The sequence below is a fragment of the Mesorhizobium sp. M8A.F.Ca.ET.161.01.1.1 genome (assembly GCF_004792105.1).
Classification (GTDB): Bacteria; Pseudomonadota; Alphaproteobacteria; order Rhizobiales; family Rhizobiaceae; genus Mesorhizobium.
In genome coordinates this window covers 161,864-180,960 of sequence record NZ_SRTD01000001.1, presented here as the reverse complement: position 1 = coordinate 180,960, position 19,097 = coordinate 161,864, and the positions used below count along the sequence as shown (strand labels likewise).

Genomic DNA, 19,097 nt, shown 5'->3' with positions numbered 1-19,097 from the left:
ATGCCAGCCCAAAGCATATGGACACTGCTGAGTTGGGGACCCGAGGGCTGGAGTGACGATATAGCCTATGGCGCGTTGGTCACCATCGCGCTTGCCCTTGCCACGCTGCCAATCGGCCTGACGATCGGCTTTTTCGTAGCCTGGGCCAAGCAATCCGAAGAACCGTCGCTGCGGGTGGCCGCCAACATCTACACCACCGTGTTTCGCGGCCTGCCGGAACTGGTGACGCTGTTCCTGTTCTTCTTCGGCATGCCCATCCTGCTTCAATACGTCATCCGCCTCTTCAAGCCCGAGGCGACGATCGACGTCGACAGCTTCATCGCCGGCATGATCGTGCTGTCGCTGATCTTTTCCTCCTATGCCAGCGAGGTGTTTCTTTCCGCCTTTCGCGCCATTCCCAAGGGCCAGTATGAGGGCGGCTACGCGATCGGCCTGTCGACATGGCTGACCATGCGCAAGGTGATCCTGCCTCAGCTGCTGCGCATCGCCTTTCCCGGCCTCGAGAATTGCTGGCTCAGCCTGCTCAAGGACACCGCACTGGTCTCTGTCGTCAACCTCGCCGAAACCTTGCGCAACGCCGGCGTGGCGGCGCGTGTCACGAAACACGCCTTCCTGTTCTACAGCGTGGCCGCGCTGGTTTTCCTCGCTCTGGCGATCCTGTCATCGATCGCGACCGGGTTCATCTTGCGCTCGCTGGGACGGAGGGAGGCACGATGAGCGTCAGCCAAGCCATCTCCGTCGACCGGCCGCCGCCGCGGGCACGCGGCTGGCCGCGCACCCGTATCGTCGGGTACGCGCTCGTCGGCCTGTGGATTCTCTTCGGCCTCGGTATCCTCGCCTATCTCATCTACGCTTGGAATGGTGAGTTCTTTGCTAGATACGCGCCAGCCTATCTGCAGGGCCTCTGGACGACGTTGTCGCTCGTGGCGATTTCGATGGTGGTCGGCGCGATCTTTTCGTTGCCCGTCACCTATGGCCGCATGTCGAAGAGCCGTTTCCTGTCCGGCCTTGCCTACTGCTACGTCTATTTCTTCCGCGGCACGCCACTGCTGGTCCAGGTCTACCTCGTCTACTATGGCTTGGGCTCTTTCCGGCTGCAGCTTGAATCCGTCGGGCTGTGGTGGTTCTTCCGCGAGGCCTTCAACTGCGGCGTCTTCGCCTTCGCGCTCAACACCGCGGCCTACCAGGCCGAGATCCTGCGCGGCGCCATCGAAAGCGTGCCCAGGGGCCAATGGGAAGGAGCTGCTTCGCTCGGCCTGCACAAGCTGCAGACGCTGCGCAAGGTTGTCCTGCCGCAGGCGTTCATCGTGGCGTTGCGGCCCTATGGCAATGAACTGGTTCTGATGATCAAGGCCTCGGCCATCGTCGCCATCATCACGGTCTATGATCTCATGGGCAATGCAAAGCTCGCCTACGCCAAATCCTTCGACTTCCAGGCCTATGTCTGGGTCGCCATCGTCTATCTGGTGATGGTCGAGATCCTGCGCCATGGCGTCGAATGGATCGAGCGCCGGATCACCATCCATCTGCATCGCTGACGCATCGCCGAACCGTTCCTGATCGACCTGTGCCAGTCGATGCGACGGTGCGCGCCTTGACGAATTCGTCGCATGGCCTAGAGCTTCCGCAACTGAAATCTCTGTTTCTCCGGAAGGACAAGGCATGGCATCGGTGGCATTTCTCGGTCTTGGCGTCATGGGCTATCCCATGGCCGGACACCTGAAGAACAAGGGCGGCCACGACGTTACCGTCTACAACCGCACCCAAGCCAAAGCCGAACAATGGGTCGCTCAACATGGCGGCAACCTTGCCGCGACGCCTGCGCAGGCCGCCGAGGGCAAGGATTTCGTCTTTTCCTGCGTCGGCAATGACGACGATTTGCGTTCGGTGACCACAGGGCCTGGAGGCGCCTTCAAGGCGATGAAGAAAGGCTCGGTCTTTATCGACAACACCACGGCTTCGGCGGAAGTCGCGCGCGAACTGGCGGAAGCCGCGCAGGCGAGCGGGTTCTCATTCCTCGACGCGCCGGTCTCCGGTGGCCAGGCCGGCGCCGAGAATGGCGTGCTGACCGTGATGGTCGGCGGCGATGAGGCTGCGTTCGACAGGGCCAGGCCGGTCATCGACGCCTTTGCCCGCATGGTCGGGCTGATGGGGTCGGCGGGTGCCGGCCAGCTCACCAAGATGATCAATCAGATCTGCATCGCCGGACTGGTGCAGGGCCTGTCGGAAGGCATCCATTTCGGCAAGAAGGCCGGGCTCGACATCGAAAAGGTGATCGAGGTGATTTCCAAGGGGGCGGCCGGCTCCTGGCAGATGGAAAACCGGCACAAGACCATGAATGCCGGCAAATATGATTTCGGTTTCGCCGTCGACTGGATGCGCAAGGACCTCGGCATCTGCCTAGCGGAGGCCGACCGCAACGGCGCCAGGCTGCCGGTGACAGCGCTTGTCGACCAGTTCTACAAGGATGTGCAGGCGATGGGCGGCAAGCGCTGGGACACGTCCTCGCTGCTGGCGCGGCTGGAGAGGTAGGTGACGATGCCCCTGCCCGCTCCAGGCTGGACCGCGCAGGACATCGTCGCTCATCTGCGTTCGATTGGCACAGAGAAAAACCGCGCCGGCATGGCGCGGTTCGGCATCAACAACGCGACCGCGCTCGGCATCGGCAATGCGGACTTGCGGCCCTTGGCGCGCAAGGTGAAGCGCAACTATGAACGGTCCCTCGCGCTATGGGACACAGGCATTCGCGAGGCGCGGCTGATGGCGGCCTTCACCGGCGAGCCGAAAAAGATCGCCATCGAAGAGTGCCGCCGCTGGGCCGGCGATTTCGACTCATGGGAGATCGTCGACACCGTCTCCGACCTGTTCGTGGACACCCCGTTCTGGCGCCAGCTGGTCGAAGAGTTCGCCGCCGACGAGCGCGAATTCGTCCGCCGTACAGCCTTCGCCATGCTGGCATGGGCAGCCGTGCATCTGAAGAAGGAATCGGACGCGACGTTCCTGCCTTACCTGCCATTGATCGAATCCTATGCCGGCGATGAGCGAAACTTCGTCCGCAAAGCGGTCAATTGGGCGCTGCGGCAGATCGGCAAGCGATCGATGGGCCTGCATGCCCCCGCCCTTGCCCTGGCTCGGAAACTTGCGACCTCCCTGGACAAGACCGCCCGCTGGATCGGCAAGGACGCCGCCAATGAACTGTCGGATGCCAAAACGCTTGAACGCCTCGCCGCCAGGAAAGTTTGACGGCGCCGATATCCTTTTCACCGAGGTGACACGGGCAACACGCGCCAGCTTCGAAACGTTGTTCGAGCAGCCGGGTGCGCCAAAATATTGCTGGTGCATGGCTTGGCGCCACAGCCCCGAGCCCGCCCAGACCGACGAGAAGAAACGCCAGATGATGGCGCTCATCGATGCTGGCACGCCGGTCGGCATCCTCGCCCATATCGGCGGCAAGGCCGTAGCCTGGTGCTCGGTCGCGCCGCGAGAGACCTATCGTAAGCTATCGAAACAGCAGGACGACGGCGAGACAGGTGTGTGGTCGATCGTCTGCTTCTATGTGCCAAGGGCCTTGCGCGGCGGTGGCCTTGCTACGGCATTGCTCGATGCTGCCATTGACCATGCCTTCGCCAATGGTGCGCGCATCATAGAAGCCTATCCGGTAGACGAGGCCTCGCCGAGCTACCGTTTCATGGGCTTTCACGACATGTTTGCCAGCCGCGGTTTCCACGAGACCGGCATGGCCGGTTCTCGCCGCCATGTGATGCGGCTCGAGCATTGACGCCGCCAACAGCAGTGTCTTTACTTGCCCGCAAAGGGATGCGGCCATGAACCATTTCAAGTCGATCATAGCGCTTGCGGCCGCGCTTGCCCGCTCCACCGCCGGCGCCTCGGCCGAGACCACGCACATCCTCTGGAAGGATTTGCGCCCGGTCACCCAGGCGGTCGCCGAAGACGCCGGCCTGCCGATGATCGCGGCGAAACTGCCGGATCACGGCGAGACGCTGTCGGTCGCCCTGCAGGACAAAACGATACAATTAGCCGGCTATGCATTGCCGGTCGATCGCGACGGCGATCTCGTTTATCAGTTCCTGCTGGTGCCTTGGACCGGCGCGTGCAGCCATATGCCGACGCCTCCTCCCAACCAGATCGTGCTGGTCACGCCTGCCCGTCCCTACAAGATGTCGCAAACCTACCAGCCTGTCGCCGTGACCGGTGACTTGAAGCCGGACATGGAGAAAAGCCAGTTGTTCATTCTCGACGGCGTCAGCGTCATCCAGTCCGGCTATACCGTACGCAAAGCCGATGTCGTGGGCGTCGACACGGTTCCGGACTCCGTCATATTGCCGGTGAACTCGCCCTGGAGTTTCCTCAACAAGAAGAAGAATTGAACGGCGCGATCAGGCCGCGTTCGCGCCCGACTCCTTGTCCAGCACCATGTAGTCGAGCGGGATTTCGGTCGTGTACTTGATCTGCTCCATGGCGAAGGACGACGACACGTCCCGGATCTCGATCTTGGCGATCAGCCGTTTGTAGAAGGCGTCGTAGGCGGCGATGTCGGGCACCACGACGCGCAAGAGATAATCGACGTCGCCGCTCATGCGATAGAATTCGACCACCTCGGGAAATTCCTGGATGACCTCGGAAAACCGGCGCAGCCATTCATGGCTGTGCGAATTGGTGCGGATCGACACGAAGACCGTGACCCGCACATTGACCTTTTCGTGGTCGAGAATGGCGACGCGCCGCTTGATGACGCCCTCTTCCTCGAGCTTCTGGATGCGCCGCCAGCACGGTGTGGTCGACAGGCCGACCTTCTTGGCGACGTCGGCGACCGCAAGCGTCGCGTCCTCCTGCAGGAGGCGGAGAATTTTTCGGTCAAGGCGATCCATCGGAAGCTCCTGGTGGAATGGTTTCGCTATATTCCCTTTTGTTTAGGCCATTCACAAGAAAGAAATTCTGCCACTCGCGTCAAAAGCGAGTGATTTCTTGCTTAATGCCTAGCCGAGGCGATAGCGGATTTCCGACCGCAGGAAAGGCAGCAAATCCATTTCAAACCACGGATTCTGCTTCAACCAGCCAGTGTTGCGCCAGGACGGATGCGGCAGCGGCAGCACTTTGGGGCCGACAGAATTCTCCCAGATGGCGCGCCAGTTCATCACCGTTTCCGTCAGCGAGGGGCGGCGCGCCGCGCCCATGTGCCAGGTCTGCGCATAGATGCCGATCGTCAGCACCAGATCGATCCGCGGCATCAGCGCCATCAAGGGCGAGCGCCAGGTCGGAGCGCACTCACGCCTCGGCGGCAGATCGCCGCCCTTGGAGTCTTGTCCGGGAAAGCAGAAGCCCATCGGCACGATGGCGAATTTCTCGATGTCGTAGAATTCGTCGCTGCTCACATCGAGCCAGTTGCGCAGGCGGTCGCCGGAAGCGTCGGTGAATGGCATGCCCGACAGATGCACCTTGGTCCCCGGAGCCTGGCTGGCGATCAGGATGCGGGCGCTGGACGAGGGTCGCAGCACCGGACGCGGCTCATGCGGCAGCGGTTTGCCGACGGGATTGTCGACGCAGATGCGGCAAGCGCGGACCGTCGCGGCGAGCCTGTCGAGTTCGACGCTCAAGCGGCGGCACTCGGCCGGCTCGAGACAGCCTGATGCCAACGCAGCACATTGGTGCATTCCTCCGGCACCTTGATGCGTGCCGGCTTCATGAAATCGATCGCGATCAGGCCGGTGATGTCAGCGATCGAATAGCTGTCGCCGGCGGCGAATTCACGGTTGCCGAGTTCAGCGTCCAGCAGCCTGAGAAACTCCACCGCCTTCGGCTTGTTGGCCTCGCCCCATTCGGGAATCTGCGGGATTTCCCATTCCTTCATGGCCGGATGGATGTGGCGGAAAGCCTGCGCGACGCTGCTGAGCAGGTTGAACTCCATCCGCCTCTGCCACATCTCGACCTGTGCCTTGCCAAGCGAGCCGCGCCCGAACAATGCCGGCTCGGGGTAAAGCTCCTCGAAATAGCGGCAGATTGCGACGGATTCGGTGAGGATGGTGCCGTCATCGAGCTCCAGAACCGGCAGGCGCCGCAGCGGATTGCGCGAACTGACCGACTGCTGCTTGTGTTCCAGCGCGCCCATGTCGACGGGCACCAACGGAACCGTGATCCCTTTTTCGGCGAGGAAAACGCGAACCCGGCGTGGGTTGGGCGCACGACCGCCGTCGAACAGCTTCATTTCGATTCTCCTTTTCTTTCCGCAGACGCGCTTCACCAGAAGCGAAATATCTCGCGCGCCGCGTCGCCGATCGACGCCAGCGTGCCATGTTTTCGCTCCACGACATCGCCGTGGTGGCTGTCGCGCCAGTCCTGCGGCTGGTCGAACGTGCCCGCCCAGATACCGACTTTTACCGCGCGGGCGGTCGCTTCCACGCCTTCGAAGTCTCCATAGGCGACGGCCCAGCCCGCTTCGACCTGGGCACGGTTGAGGTCGGTGGCGCCTGCCTTGCAGTCGCCGAGCAACCGGCCATAGCGATCGCGCTGCCAGCCGCTGCAGGTGACCGGCCTGCCGCCGATCAGACGCACCAGTGATTGGCGCGCCAGCGTGCCACAGGCATAATCGGCGCCGTTCTTGCGGCAGGTCTGGGTGTATTCCGGGGCGTCGATGCCGCGCATGCGGATGCGCTCGGTGCCGAGCGTGATCGAGTCGCCGTCATTGATGATGGCGCCACCCTGCGTCTTGCGCGTCTCCACTCGATCGAGACGCGCCGCAAGCAGGATCAGCAGCCCCAGAATGATGACGGCCAGCCCGTAGTCCAGCAGCTTGCGCCACGGGCTTGTCGGGCGCGGCGCCTCGTACCGCGGGCGCGACCTTGTCGACCAGGAACGGCTCATATGGCAAACGGTTGGTTAATCATTCGAACGTAGCTTAACACCTTGAAATCGCTGCGCGCATAAATTGAAGCTCTTGATGCCCTTGCAACGCTCGAACACAGCGGACAAGTTCATAGTGGACCGCAGGAAACGGCATCGCAACAGCGATGTCGCGCGCGCGGTGCGCAAGACGCGCGACCGTCTTTCGCAGCAGGCCGGCAATCCCGATTTCGACCGTGAACTGCTGAAGCTGCACGCCCGAGCCATGACAAGCGGCGCCGTGGTCATCCCGTTGCTCGTCCTGGCGATCGCCGCGGCCGGCCGTCTGGCGGGCATCGGCAATGAGATCGGGCTCTGGGCGTTGTTTACGCTCACCTGCTATACGACAGTCGTCTTCATGGCGCGGCGCATCGAGCGTACGGAAGCTTCCGAGCTCAACTCATTGCAAACGCGAAGGGAATTGCTGGTCGGCCATTTCCTTTGCGGTCTGGGCTGGGCCTGGTTCGTCTGGCTGGGCTGCGGCGCCTGCGAGGTCGACCAGTTCCAGGTGATCAAGGCGGTGGTGCTGTTGTTTGCCATGGCAGGGACCGCACTGATGGCCTCATCCCTGAGCGGAGCGCTGCTGGCGACCTTCGCGGTTCCGGTGGCGCTCTACGCCTATGCCGCGGCCAAATCGTGGATGCCGGTCGAGGCGATCATGGCCGGGCTGCTTGTCCTGTCGCTGCCTTTCTTCACCTATATCGCCAGTCACCTCAATCGCTTCTCCCTGCTGCTCTTGTCGTTCCGCTCCGAAAAGGACGCGCTGATCGCCGAGGTGGAGACGGCGAAATCGATGTCGGACGAAGCGCGGCGGCGGGCCGAGGACGCCAACCTTGCAAAATCGCGTTTCCTCGCTTCGATGAGCCATGAATTGCGCACGCCGCTCAACGCCATTCTCGGTTTTTCCGAGGTGATGGCGAACGAGGTGCTGGGGCCGATGAGCAATCCCACCTATCGCGACTACGCCCATGACGTGCATGATTCAGGCCAGCACCTGCTTGACCTGATCAACGAGATCCTCGACCTGTCGCGCATCGAGGCCGGCCGCTACCAGCTCAACGAGGAGCCGGTGATGTTGCTCAACATCGTCGAGGATTGCTGCCACATGATGGAGCTGAAGGCGCGCAACAAGGACATCCGCGTCGTCCAGGATTTCGAACAGACATTGCCGCGCCTGTTCGCCGACGAGCGCGCCGTGCGCCAGATCGCGCTCAACCTTCTGTCCAACGCCATCAAATTCACCGCCACCGGCGGCGAGATCCGCGTGCGGGTCGGCTGGACGGCGGGCGGCGGCCAATACATTTCGATCAAGGACAACGGCCCCGGCATTCCCGAGGACGAGATTCCGGTCGTGCTTTCAGCCTTCGGCCAGGGTTCGATCGCCATCAAGAGCGCCGAGCAAGGCACCGGGCTTGGCCTGCCGATCGTGCAAGGGCTGCTCGCCATGCATGGCGGCGAGTTCGAGCTTCACTCCAAGCTGCGCGAGGGCACAGAAGCGATCGCCATCTTCCCGCTAAGCCGGGTGATGGAGGAACTGCCGGCGCTGCCGACCGCGGCGGTGGCCGCGCGGCGGCGGTAGTACCCCTGCAAAGCTGCGTCGACAAGGACTGGAAGAAGGCACGCAGACCGCAATGACGGCAGATTGGGATGCCAGTGGCGTCGAAATCAAATCGGAGCGACTTCGTCTGAAGCTGTTCACGTCCGACGATGCCGCGGAAGTCTTTGCCGCCATCACTCCCGCGATCACTCGTTTCATGCAGTGGGAACCACCTCGATCACCAGCGGCCTTTGCCGAGGTATGGCGATCCTGGCTTGCCCCGATCCTTGACGGATCGGATTTGCATTTCGTCGCGCGTTCGTTGGCGGACGGTCGCTGCCTGGGACTTGTCGGCCTTCACGCGGCCAAGACTGCCTGTCCCGAGATCGGAATTTGGATAAGGGAGGATGTACATGGAAACGGCATCGGCCGTGAGGCCGTTGCCGCCGTTGCGGCATGGGCGTCTGAGGAATTCAATCCGGATTGCTTCGAGTATCCTGTCGCAGAAGAGAACGTCGCGAGCAGAAGGATCGCGGAAGGCCTTGGCGGTTCGATAGTCGAGACACGCTCGAATTCGAAATATATCTCGGTCGTCTACCGTATCCCCAATCACGCGTTGAGACGTCGAGGCGCGAACGCTCTAGCCCCGAACAGCCGCCGCCATGCCTGAACTGGTCAGTGCCGCTGCCTTGACGAGCCCGGCCGCCAGGGCCGCTCCCGCACCTTCGCCATGACCGATGCCGAGATCGAGCAGCGGACGCAGCCCGAGGTGCTCTGCGGCCCTTGCATGCGCGGGCTCCGGCGACAGGCTGGCGAGAAGACAATGATCAAGCGCTGCGGGGTTTGCTGCATGCAGCACAGCCGCGGCTGCCGTTGCCGCGAAGCCATCGAGCAGTACCGGTATCTGCTGCATCCGCGCGGCGAGGATTGCGCCAGCTATCGCCGCGAACTCGCGGCCGCCAACCCGGCGCAGGGCCTCCAGCGGATCTTCGAGATGGTGGCCGTGAAAGGCCAACGCCGCATCGACCACCTCTGCCTTGCGCACCTGCATCGCCGCGTCGGCGCCGGATCCCGGGCCGACCCAGTCGGCGCCCCTGCCGCCGAACAGCGTGGCGAACAGGGTGGCGGCGACGGTGGAATTGCCGACGCCGAGATCGCCGAGGCAAAGCAGGTCGGTGCCGCCGGCAATCGCTTCCATGCCGAAGGCCATGGTGGCCGCGCATCCGCGCTCGTCAAGCGCCGCATCCTCTGTGATGTCGCCGGTCGGGATGTGCAGGGCAAGATCGAACACCTTCAACCCCAGATCATAGGCAATGCAGATCTGGTTGATCGCGGCACCGCCGGCCGCGCAAAGCTCGACCGCGTTGGCGGTGGCCGCAACCGGACGCGGCGAAATACCATGTCGGGTCACGCCATGGTTACCGGCAAAGACAGCCATCAAGGGCCTTGTCACCGCAGGCGGAGCCCGGCCACTCCATGCGGCGAGCCATGCGGCGATGTCCTCGACGCGGCCCAGCGAGTTCCGAGGCTTGTCCGCCTTGGCAAACAGCGTGCGCACGCGCGCTTCAGCTTTGAGGTCGGCCGCCGGCAAATTGTCGAGCAGATTGCGGAAATCGTCGAAAGGCAGTGCACTGGTCATGTCGTGACAATCGTTCCTGGAGTGGAGGAGCGGCATAGCCGCGTTGCGTGATCGGCACAACCTCCCCGATCGTCCTTCCTGACTTGCCGCAAAGGCGGCCACGGAAGGCGCTATCGCGAGGGCTTGCATTGGCTTTGCCGTTGCACCATGTGGAGATGGAAGAGCGGATTCCGAATGGAGTTCCTCCAGAGAAAGTCATGACGGCCATCGAATCTCCCTGCATCCTGGTCTGCTCGATCGATATGAAAACCGGCTTCTGCTTCGGTTGCGGCCGCACGCGCGAGGAGATCGGCGCCTGGATGGGGATGACGCCCGAAACGCGCCGCAATGTGATGGCCGAACTGCCGGCCCGGCTGGAAACCGTCGAGCGCCGGCCCCGCCGCGAAACGCGCCGCGTCCGCATGGCGCGCGAACGCGACGCACTCTAGCGAGGGACGGATGAGCAGCCGGCTGTTCTGGATTGTGATGGCGGTGATCGGCGTGGGGGCAGCCCTGCTCATGCTCAACGATTCCGCCGGCAGCACGCTCGGCGTCGAGAATTACGATTTTGGCCGGCTGATCTGGCTTGGGGCTTTCGGCGCCCTTATCGGCGCGGGCTTGCTGCGGTCAGCTCCGCTGGGAGTGATGGCCCGCAACCTCGGTGCATGGGCGGCTATCGTGCTCGCGCTGATCGCCGGCTACCAATATCGTTACGAGCTGCAGGACGTCGCCAGCCGCGTGACCGCGGGCCTCGTTCCCGGCAGTCCGCTGGCGCTCGGCGTCGAAGACGGTCATGCGACGGTGACCCTGGACAAGGCCGACAACGGTCACTTCGAGGCGCGCATCCTGGTCAACGGCAATCCGGTGCGGGCCGTTGTCGACACCGGCGCGACCAGCACCGTATTGACTTCGGAGGACGCTCAGGCCGCAGGCTTCAATCCGGCGGCGCTCAACTACACCATACCGGTTTCGACCGCCAACGGCATGGCGCGCGCCGCGGCGGTCAAGACCGACGAGCTGGCAATCGGCGGCATCGTGCGCAAGGATATGCCGGTGATGGTCGCCGCTCCGGGCATGCTGAGCCAAAGTCTGCTTGGCATGAACTTCATCGGCTCGCTGTCGGGTTTCGACGTGCGGGGCGACCGTATGATCCTCAGGGACTGAGATCAGGCCGCTTCGGCGGCCGCTCCACCGAATTCGACCGCCGCGAAAGCGGTCTTCAGCACGTCCGGCCCGGCCCCGGGCCGCGTAGCGTCGGTAGACAGGATCTGGCGGTAGCGGCGCGCGCCGGGCAGCCCGTGAAACAGCCCGACCATGTGGCGCGTGACATGGCCAAGCCGCCCGCCCTGTTCGATGTGGCGTCCCGCGTAGTCCGCCATCGCATCGATCAGCGCGGCGAAATCGAACGCCTCCGGCCGCGCGCCGTAGAAGGCGGCGTCTACACCAGCCAGAATGCCCGGTGTGTGGTAGGCGGCGCGGCCAAGCATGGCGCCATCGACATGACCGAGATGCGTCAGCGCCTCGTCAAGAGACTGAATACCGCCATTGATACCGATGAAATTGCTCGGTTTTCCGGCCTTCAGCCGATACACTCTGTCATAGTCGAGCGGTGGGATGTCGCGGTTTTCCTTGGGGCTCAGCCCTTCCAGCCACGCCTTGCGTGCATGCACCCACAAGGCATCGGCGCCAGCATCGAAAACCCCATTCGCCAGCGCATCGAGCGCCGGCTCCGGATCCTGTTCGTCGACGCCGATGCGGCATTTGACCGTGACCGGCACCGTCACCGCCGTTTTAATCGCGGCGACGCAATCGGCGACAAGGTCGGGTACTTTCATCAGGCAGGCGCCGAACGTGCCGGACTGGACGCGGTCGGACGGGCAGCCGACATTGAGATTGATCTCGTCATAGCCGAAGGCCTCGCCAATGCGCGCCGCCTCTGCAAGTTTTGCAGGATCCGAGCCGCCAAGTTGCAGCGCGACAGGATGTTCCACCTCATCGAAGCCGAGCAGCCGCTCGCGTGCGCCATGGATGACGGCGTCGGCCACCACCATTTCGGTATAAAGCAGCGCACGCCTCGTCAACTGGCGATGGAAGAACCGGCAGTGCCGGTCCGTCCAGTCCATCATCGGCGCAATGGCGAGTCTATGCTCTTGATTTTTCAGCATTTTTTCTTTAATATCAATTCGTTGGTCGCAATCGCGGCTGCGCCACTTTACGCCAACATACGACCCTTTTCGCCACGTTTCGATCTGTCAGGGCACACGGAGCGCACACGAAAAATGGCCACCTACACAAAACTCTCGTCCGGCTCCTGGCGTGTCCGGGTCCGTCTGCGCCGAGACGACGCACGGCGCTGGGCAAACCGAAACCGAGCGCCAGGTCGATCGCGGTGAGACGCCGACCAAGTCCCGCATAGCGCGCCTAAAGACGTTCGGCGACCTCATAGACCTTCATATCGACGACATGTGCGATGTAGGCAAGTCCCCTCGCCGCTCCAAGGCCGCAGCCCTGGATATGCTGCAGAGCAGCATCGCGTCTCTCGATCGCGAACGGCTCATTCGATTTGGTCGTGATAGAGCCACCCAAGGTGGCTGTCCGATGACCCTCGGCATCGACGTTGGCTTTGTAAAACTCATTCTGGCTCATGCCGCTGCGGTTCACGGTCTACCAGTCAGGGTCGAACCGATTGATCTGGCGCGTATCGCCCTGAAGAGGCTTGCCTCGTTGGGAAGGGCAACGAACGCGACAGGCGGCCGACGCAGGATGAACTTGACAGGCTCGCCAACCCAGAAGTTCGAAAAGCTTCCAGGAACCCCAGCCAAACTCATGCCCTGTCGACATATTTGTTTTCCGTCCTGACCGCATCTGCATCGGGACAACATTGGCCGAAATTGCTTCAGCGGCGAATGGCCGTCATGTACGCTGTTGTTTCTTTCTCACTCCGCTTTTATGCCAAGGGTCGGTCGCTGCCTCAAGTCGAGATCCTCGGTTTGCTGCTGCAGACCAACTAGAGCTGCAGCCATCGCCCGGTATCGCCTGCCATCGGCACATGCTGCCCGAATGGCATCCATCGTCCCAAGGTGCGAAACCCGCCGGCGGAGCCATCGGGCTTGAGTACGGGGTGTCTATAGTCAACTTAGAAACTTCGTCGATGCCGCCAGCCTGACTGTCGCGGTATCAGTCGTCACCTCCGCCACCGCCGCCGCCGTCTCCACCGCCGCCGCCACCACCATTACCGCCCTCGCCACCCCCGCCGCTGTCGCCCGCTGTATGCTCGCCGCTCTGATGGTCGCTGCTGTCATCACCGGAGTTCTCAGCCTGATCGTCGTCACCCTGCTGCTGGCCGGCGGTGACGCTGTCGTCACTCTGGTCGCCGTTGCTGGCTTCATTTTCGACCGCATTATCATCATCCTGCACGCCGGTGCTGGCATCCTGGCTGTCGCCATTTGATGCGGTGGCGGTCGCAGTACCACCATGATCGGAGACCTGGCTTGCAAATGCACTCGCCGTCATGAGAACGCCCAGCACACCTACCGAGGACGCCAACAACAAGGGAAATTTTTTCATCGATTCCTCCAATACAGCTTGCCATCCCGACGTGACCGATTCGATTTTATCGGTCCTGGTATATTACCATGCGCTTAAATACCCCGAAGAAACTTTAGCGACCGCTAAAGGTGAGAGCCCTATCGTGAGCGTGCTCGGGCCCGGCGGGCACCGCAGTCCCTCGCAGTCGCTGTTGCTGGCTTGTCCAACAAAGCTACCAACTGCGGCAGCCAGAACACGTCCGGCGAACGTGCCCGCGAAGGCGGCTACAATGAGAACGCGATGCATGAGGCCTCCTTTCAGGTGATGGGGGAAGTTGCAATGCGATGGGTATTTCGACCCTCAGGCCACAACGGCTTGCGGCCGTCACCGGTACGGAATAGCGAATCCAACCTGACAACAGGCTGACAGTCATTCTCGGGTGTCGCCGGCCACGTTTGGCTACCGGTAACGACTTTTCGACCAAAGGCGGGGTAATTTCAGACGCGCCCAAGACAGATCACAATAATTTCGGACTTGCACACGATCTCCTCGAAGGAAGTCGCCGAGGCGGCGCGATAGCCGCTGCCCTGGTTATAAGGGACGGCTGGAGTCGAGCATCGGATGAAATGTCTGCTTCCAGCCAACGGATAAGCTCGCCCCTACGGCTGACCAACAGGCATAAGGCTGCCGTTCAGGACTTGAGCGCTTGTCGTGGGGCTGTCAAGGCGCGGGTGCCAGATGTCGATGCCTCACACCCTATCCCAGAACCGAATCTAGTGTCCCATAGTGTTCATAAGCATCCGCTATCGCGCTCGATGAGCAGGTGATGAACGTAAGCGGAGAGATGATCCCTCTGACGTCGGGGATGACGGTGAGCGTGGAAATCAAAACCGACAGCCGCCGTGTGATCGACTATCTGCTCTCACCACTCGCCAAGGTAGGCTCAGAGGCTTTCAGGGAGAGATGACGCAAATGGTGGAACTTGCAAGTTCAGCGCGGGACCTGGGCCCGGCGCGGACGAATCCATCGCGCATCACAGTAGGGCAAGGGCGCACAAAAAACCCGCCGCGGCCGTCGCGGACGCAGCGTCGAGTTCAAGACAATCCAGCACCTAGCGCCGTAGCGCGTGTATGCTCGCCATGCTGTCGCTGCCCATCGGCAATGCCATGTCATCGTCGAGAAGCCGCGTGATCCGGGCAAAGCCGATGAACGCCTTCCTTGCTTCCTCTGGCGACATCTGTCCCGACAGGGCGGCCGAGCAGCAATTCAACGCGCACTGATACACTGGCCCACGTCGTCCCGTCGGCCATTTGCGCAAGAAAACCATCGCCTCGGCGACACTATCCACTTCTTCTACAGGATGCCCCTGCCCGCGCGATATCCGCACGGGCGAAAAGAAATGCAGGTAGTCCATTGTTTCCTCCCGTCGATCGAGATGCGCTCGATCGAACCCAATCAAACGCGCCGCACGTCGGTTGGTTCCATGCGGACAACTGAATTTTTGAAGAATTTTCCAACCGGATGCGGCCTCCGGGTACAAGGCGCGATGTTTGCTTATACCCTCGGAAAGTGGCACGCCACCTTGCGGCCGGGCCTATACTCTTTCAACTCAGGCCGCTCTGTGCGGCACCGCTCCGCCGCTATTGGGCATCGGGGATGGAACCGGCAGCCGGATGGCGGGTTGAGCGGGCTCGGTACATCACCCGTGAGGATAATGCGCTTGCGCATCCCGTTGGGCGTCGTCTCCACCACGGGAACCGCCGAGATCAGCGCCTGGCTGTAAGGATGGGCGGGGGCTGAAAACACCTCTTCCGCCGGTCCCTCCTCCACGATCGAGCCGAGATACATGACCGCGATGCGGGTCGAGACCTGGCGCACCACGGACAGGTCGTGGGCGATGAAGACATAGGTGAGATCCAGCTTCTCCTGAAGGTCGGCAAGCAGGTTGACGATCTGCGCCTGTACGGACACGTCGAGCGCGGAGACCGGCTCGTCGAGAACGACGAGATCGGGATTGAGGGCAATGGCGCGCGCTATGCCGACACGCTGGCGCTGCCCGCCCGAGAATTCATGGGGGAAGCGCATGACATGGTCCGGCAACAATCCAACGAGGTCGAACAGTTCCGCGACGCGATTGGTGATCTCGCGCGATGAAAGCTTGCCATGGATACGCAGCGGTTCGGCCACGAGATCGCCGACGCGCCGGCGCGGATTGAGCGAGGCCGACGGGTCCTGGAACACCATTTGCAGGCGCCGCCGCAGCGGCCTCAGTTCAGACAGCGACTTCGACGTGATGTCTTCGCCTTCGAACAGAAGCTCACCGTCCGAAATGTCGTAGAGCCTGACCAGGCAGCGCGCCAGCGTGGACTTGCCACATCCGGACTCCCCGACCAATCCGACGGTTTCGCCGCGCCGCACCGTCAGCGAGACATTGTCGACCGCGTGAACGGTCCGCCTGCCTTCGGCGGAAAAACGGGTGCCGATCGAGAAGCGCTTGCCGAGCGAGCGTGTTTCGAGGATTGGACGGTCTTTGTCGATCATCGGTCCGCTCATACCTGCGCCACCCGAAAGCAGGCCGCAGCGTGCGTGGCGGCGCCAAGATCGGGCTTGTCGGTTAGACAAGGCTCGTACCGGACCGGACAACGCGGCCCGAAGGCGCAGCCTTGCGGCAATCGCAGCAGCGACGGCGGTGACCCGGGAATAGCCGGCAGGCGGCGGGGTTTCGCACCGGTCAGCGGCGGGATCGAACCAAGCAATGCGCGCGTATAAGGGTGTCGCGGGTCGGAAAATAACTCCGTGCGGCTGCCGCGTTCGACGATGCGGCCCGCATACATGACCATGACCCGATCGGCGAGTTCGGAGACCACGCCCATGTCATGCGTGATGAAGACGACGGCCGATTTGTGCGTCGAGCGCAGCTTGCGCACGAGATCGAGAATTCCGGCCTGCACCGTTACGTCGAGCGCGGTGGTCGGCTCATCCGCCACCAGCAGCGCCGGGTTGCAGGACAACGCCATCGCAATCACCGCCCGCTGCCGCATGCCGCCGGAGAGCTGGTGCGGGTAGCGCGACATCGCTTCGTGGGGGTTGGGAAAATTCACCTCCGCCAGCAGTTCCTCGACCCGCTCCATGGCCCTGGATTTGCTGATGTTGCGGTGGGCACGGATCTGCTCGGCGATCTGCCAGCCAATCGTGTAGACCGGCGTCAGAGCCGTCATCGGATCCTGGAAGATCATCGCGATCTCGTTGCCCCGCAGGCGCCTGAGTTCGCGCGGAGGCAGTCCAACCAGCTCGCGGCCCTTGTAGCGGATCGAGCCTTCGATGATCGCGTTGGGGTCGGTGATCAGCCCCATCACCGCCAGCAGCGACACTGTCTTGCCGGAGCCGGACTCGCCGACGACACCGAGAATTTCGCTTTCCGCGAGATCGAAGGAAACGCCATCGATGGCCCTCACCAGGCCGTCGTCGGTCCGGAAGGACACTCTAAGGTCGCGCACCGACAATATCATGATGTCCTCAGGCGCGGATCGAGAAGGATGTAGACGAAATCGACAACCGCATTGGCGATGACCACGAACATGGACGCATACATCACCGTTGCCATGATCATCGGCAGATCCAGGTTCTGCAGCGCGTCATAGGTGAGCTTGCCGATACCATGCAGCCCGAACACCACCTCGGTCAGCAGGGCCGAGCCGCCCACCAGTGCGCCGAAATCGAGGCCGAACAGGGTGACGAAGGCGATGAGCGATGTGCGCAAGGCGTGGCGCAGCAGGATACGCGTCTCCGACAGGCCCTTGGCCCGGGCCGTGCGGATATAGTCTTCCTGCATGGATTCGATGATTGCCGCGCGCAACACCCGCCCGTAGATGCCGATGTAGAGAATGGCCAGCGTGATCCAAGGTATGACCAGCGTCAGGAACCAGCCTTTCGGATCGTCGGAAAAATTCTTGTAGCCGAGCGGGGGCACCCAGGAGAACGCCCAGCTGTCGTGGTAGCGGCTCTGGGTGATCAGGTTCATCACCTCCCCCAGCCAGTAGACTGGCATGGAAATGCCGAGCAGACCCAACGCCATCAGCAGCTTGTCCAGCCAGCTGTCGCGGGTGGCGGCGGCGACGATGCCGATGGCGATGGAGACAACCACCCACAGAATCGCCGCTCCGAACACCAGCGAGAGCGTGACAGGGATCGAATCCATGACTGCCGGCACCACCTTCCAGCCACGATTGACGAAGGAGGTCAGGTCGCCAGTGACGAAGATCTTCTCCATCATTTTCACATATTGAACGTAGAGTGGCCGGTCGAAGCCGAAGCTGTGGCGCACCGCCTCCAGCACCTCGGGCGATGCATTGCGGCCGGCGATGCGCGCCGCAGGGTCGGCCCCAGGTGTCGCGAAGAAGATCAAAAAGAGATGACCGAGATGCCGAACATCACGAACAGCATCTGACCGAAACGGCGCAGGATGGCATAGATCATCAGTCGCGCCCCAGCCGAACCTTGGAGCGCGGGTCGAGCGCATCGCGCAGGCCGTCTCCGAAGACGTTGAGCGCCATGACGGAAACCGCGATCGCCAGGCCCGGTACCAGCGCCACCAATGGCCTGGTGTAAAGCAGCGCCTGGCCGTCCTGGATGATGGTGCCCCAGCTCGCGGCTGGTGGTTGCACGCCGATCGAAAGGAAGGAAAGCGCCGATTCCGTCAGCATGTTCAGTGCCATCATCAGCGGCACGAAGACGATCAGCGTGGTGGTGATGTTGGGCAGGATATCGCGCCACAAAATCCGCGGCCCCGGCACCCCCAGATTGATCGCGGCGAGCACGAACTCGCTGTGGCGCAGCGACAGGACCTGCCCGCGTATCGGGCGCGCCACATAGGGTATGTAGACGATACCGATGATGATGACCGGCAGCCACAGACTGCCGGACTCGATCTCGATCGGCCCGATCGAGATGCCTTGCGCGATGGTGACGATGGAAAGCGAAATCGCCAGGAGATAGATAGGAAACGCCCAAAGCACATCCAGCAAGCGCGACAGCACCGTGTCGGTGACGCCGCCGAAATACCCCGCGATCAATCCCGCCGCCGTGCCGAGGATCAGGGTGAAGATAGTGGCCGCACCGGAGATCAGCAGCGAACTCAGCCCGCCATAGAGCATCCGGGCCATGACATCGCGTCCCTGGCTGTCCGCGCCAAGGAAATAATTGCCGAGCCGCCAGGTCGGCCCAAGCGGCGTGTAGCCGAGCCCGAGCCCCTCTGTCGATTGTTCCATCACAGGAACGTCGGCGCCGTCGATCTGGATGACGGCGTCGAGCGTCGAGGCGAATGGGTCCGTTCCTGCCCATTGCGCGTAGAGAGGCGCGCTGAGGCAGGCGAAAACGATGAGGAGGAACACGGCCAGGGACGCCATGGCGGCCCTGTCCGTTGCCAGCTTCGCAAACGCGACGGCCCAAGGCCCTCGCGTCTTGCGCGGCATGGCGACAGCTTCGTTCGACACGGACGTGCCCCTCCGCGGTTCGTTA

The 19,097-nt window shown here is 62.5% G+C and carries 22 protein-coding genes and 1 pseudogene; 10 read left to right on the top strand and 13 right to left on the bottom strand.

The window, feature by feature from the left end:
• The 6 genes from EN804_RS00900 (at position 1) to EN804_RS00875 (ending at position 4,388) form a co-directional block, all read left to right on the top strand.
• Entirely contained in the window at positions 1-717 is a 717-nt protein-coding gene (locus EN804_RS00900) for an ABC transporter permease (protein WP_127872456.1), read from the top strand.
• Positions 714-1,538: an ABC transporter permease gene (locus EN804_RS00895; protein ID WP_135918492.1), complete on the top strand. Its 825-nt coding sequence runs from the start codon at positions 714-716 to the stop codon at positions 1,536-1,538. The genes EN804_RS00900 and EN804_RS00895 overlap by 4 nt, the downstream gene beginning before the upstream one ends.
• A 124-nt stretch (positions 1,539-1,662) precedes the next feature.
• Complete coding sequence (locus EN804_RS00890; RefSeq protein ID WP_135918491.1) at positions 1,663-2,532, top strand: NAD(P)-dependent oxidoreductase; 870 nt, start codon at positions 1,663-1,665, stop codon at positions 2,530-2,532.
• 6 nt (positions 2,533-2,538) lie between these two features.
• Complete coding sequence (locus EN804_RS00885; RefSeq protein ID WP_135918758.1) at positions 2,539-3,243, top strand: DNA alkylation repair protein; 705 nt, start codon at positions 2,539-2,541, stop codon at positions 3,241-3,243.
• Positions 3,203-3,778, top strand: coding sequence for a GNAT family N-acetyltransferase (locus EN804_RS00880; RefSeq protein WP_135918490.1), 576 nt, complete (start codon positions 3,203-3,205; stop codon positions 3,776-3,778). Before EN804_RS00885 ends, EN804_RS00880 begins: the two co-directional genes overlap by 41 nt.
• Positions 3,779-3,824: 46 nt before the next feature.
• Positions 3,825-4,388 carry a DUF3299 domain-containing protein gene (locus EN804_RS00875; RefSeq protein WP_135918489.1) on the top strand — a complete coding sequence of 188 codons (564 nt, stop codon included), beginning with the start codon at positions 3,825-3,827 and terminating at the stop codon, positions 4,386-4,388.
• 9 nt (positions 4,389-4,397) lie between these two features.
• Here the strand turns inward: EN804_RS00875 and EN804_RS00870 are convergent, their stop codons facing one another.
• The 4 genes from EN804_RS00870 to EN804_RS00855 all read right to left on the bottom strand — a co-directional run bounded on the left by EN804_RS00870 (position 4,398) and on the right by EN804_RS00855 (position 6,879).
• The gene (locus EN804_RS00870; protein ID WP_006205209.1) at positions 4,398-4,889 is read right to left on the bottom strand and encodes an Lrp/AsnC family transcriptional regulator; all 492 of its coding nucleotides are present in this window, start codon (positions 4,887-4,889) and stop codon (positions 4,398-4,400) included.
• Positions 4,890-4,997: 108 nt separating this feature from the next.
• Positions 4,998-5,672, bottom strand: coding sequence for a uracil-DNA glycosylase family protein (locus EN804_RS00865; protein WP_135918488.1), 675 nt, complete (start codon positions 5,670-5,672; stop codon positions 4,998-5,000).
• On the bottom strand, positions 5,612-6,223 hold the full coding sequence (locus tag EN804_RS00860; protein WP_127277776.1) for a glutathione S-transferase: 612 nt from the start codon (positions 6,221-6,223) through the stop codon (positions 5,612-5,614). The genes EN804_RS00865 and EN804_RS00860 overlap by 61 nt, the downstream gene beginning before the upstream one ends.
• A 32-nt stretch (positions 6,224-6,255) precedes the next feature.
• A complete protein-coding gene (locus EN804_RS00855) occupies positions 6,256-6,879 on the bottom strand; it encodes a thermonuclease family protein (RefSeq protein ID WP_135918487.1) in 624 nt (207 codons plus the stop codon).
• A gap of 76 nt (positions 6,880-6,955) precedes the next feature.
• Between EN804_RS00855 and EN804_RS00850 the strand changes: the two genes are divergently transcribed.
• Positions 6,956-8,476 carry an ATP-binding protein gene (locus EN804_RS00850; protein ID WP_127872463.1) on the top strand — a complete coding sequence of 507 codons (1,521 nt, stop codon included), beginning with the start codon at positions 6,956-6,958 and terminating at the stop codon, positions 8,474-8,476.
• Between the two features lie 52 nt (positions 8,477-8,528).
• Positions 8,529-9,104, top strand: coding sequence for a GNAT family N-acetyltransferase (locus tag EN804_RS00845; protein WP_135918486.1), 576 nt, complete (start codon positions 8,529-8,531; stop codon positions 9,102-9,104).
• Here EN804_RS00845 and EN804_RS00840 read toward each other — a convergent pair.
• On the bottom strand, positions 9,075-10,073 hold the full coding sequence (locus tag EN804_RS00840; RefSeq protein WP_135880383.1) for a nicotinate-nucleotide--dimethylbenzimidazole phosphoribosyltransferase: 999 nt from the start codon (positions 10,071-10,073) through the stop codon (positions 9,075-9,077). The genes EN804_RS00845 and EN804_RS00840 overlap by 30 nt on opposite strands.
• Positions 10,074-10,270: 197 nt before the next feature.
• Here EN804_RS00840 and EN804_RS00835 point away from each other — a divergent pair, with 197 nt between their 5' ends.
• On the top strand, positions 10,271-10,501 hold the full coding sequence (locus tag EN804_RS00835) for a DUF1289 domain-containing protein (RefSeq protein WP_127872466.1): 231 nt from the start codon (positions 10,271-10,273) through the stop codon (positions 10,499-10,501).
• 10 nt (positions 10,502-10,511) lie between these two features.
• Positions 10,512-11,216, top strand: a complete 705-nt coding sequence (locus EN804_RS00830) for a TIGR02281 family clan AA aspartic protease (protein WP_135880384.1) — start codon at positions 10,512-10,514, stop codon at positions 11,214-11,216.
• A 2-nt stretch (positions 11,217-11,218) separates the two neighbouring features.
• On the opposite strand, the gene dusA is transcribed toward EN804_RS00830, so the two are convergent.
• The 8 genes and pseudogenes from dusA to EN804_RS00790 form a co-directional block, all read right to left on the bottom strand.
• Positions 11,219-12,217 (bottom strand): tRNA dihydrouridine(20/20a) synthase DusA, encoded by a 999-nt coding sequence (gene dusA / locus EN804_RS00825; RefSeq protein WP_135880385.1) that lies wholly within the window; start codon positions 12,215-12,217, stop codon positions 11,219-11,221.
• Between the two features lie 256 nt (positions 12,218-12,473).
• A complete protein-coding gene (locus EN804_RS37040) occupies positions 12,474-12,698 on the bottom strand; it encodes a hypothetical protein (protein WP_189524422.1) in 225 nt (74 codons plus the stop codon).
• 531 nt (positions 12,699-13,229) lie between these two features.
• The gene (locus EN804_RS00815) at positions 13,230-13,619 is read right to left on the bottom strand and encodes a hypothetical protein (RefSeq protein ID WP_135880386.1); all 390 of its coding nucleotides are present in this window, start codon (positions 13,617-13,619) and stop codon (positions 13,230-13,232) included.
• 1,072 nt (positions 13,620-14,691) lie between these two features.
• Complete coding sequence (locus EN804_RS00810) at positions 14,692-14,994, bottom strand: DUF982 domain-containing protein (RefSeq protein WP_135918485.1); 303 nt, start codon at positions 14,992-14,994, stop codon at positions 14,692-14,694.
• Between the two features lie 140 nt (positions 14,995-15,134).
• A complete protein-coding gene (locus tag EN804_RS00805) occupies positions 15,135-16,121 on the bottom strand; it encodes a dipeptide ABC transporter ATP-binding protein (protein WP_135918484.1) in 987 nt (328 codons plus the stop codon).
• An 8-nt stretch (positions 16,122-16,129) separates the two neighbouring features.
• Positions 16,130-17,089, bottom strand: a complete 960-nt coding sequence (locus EN804_RS00800; RefSeq protein ID WP_127276848.1) for an ABC transporter ATP-binding protein — start codon at positions 17,087-17,089, stop codon at positions 16,130-16,132.
• A pseudogene (locus EN804_RS00795) lies at positions 17,086-18,056 on the bottom strand (ABC transporter permease). The gene EN804_RS00800 and the pseudogene EN804_RS00795 overlap by 4 nt, the downstream one beginning before the upstream one ends.
• Positions 18,056-19,072 carry an ABC transporter permease gene (locus EN804_RS00790; protein WP_135864643.1) on the bottom strand — a complete coding sequence of 339 codons (1,017 nt, stop codon included), beginning with the start codon at positions 19,070-19,072 and terminating at the stop codon, positions 18,056-18,058. Before EN804_RS00790 ends, EN804_RS00795 begins: the two are co-directional and overlap by 1 nt.
• Between the last annotated feature and the right edge of the window lie 25 nt (positions 19,073-19,097).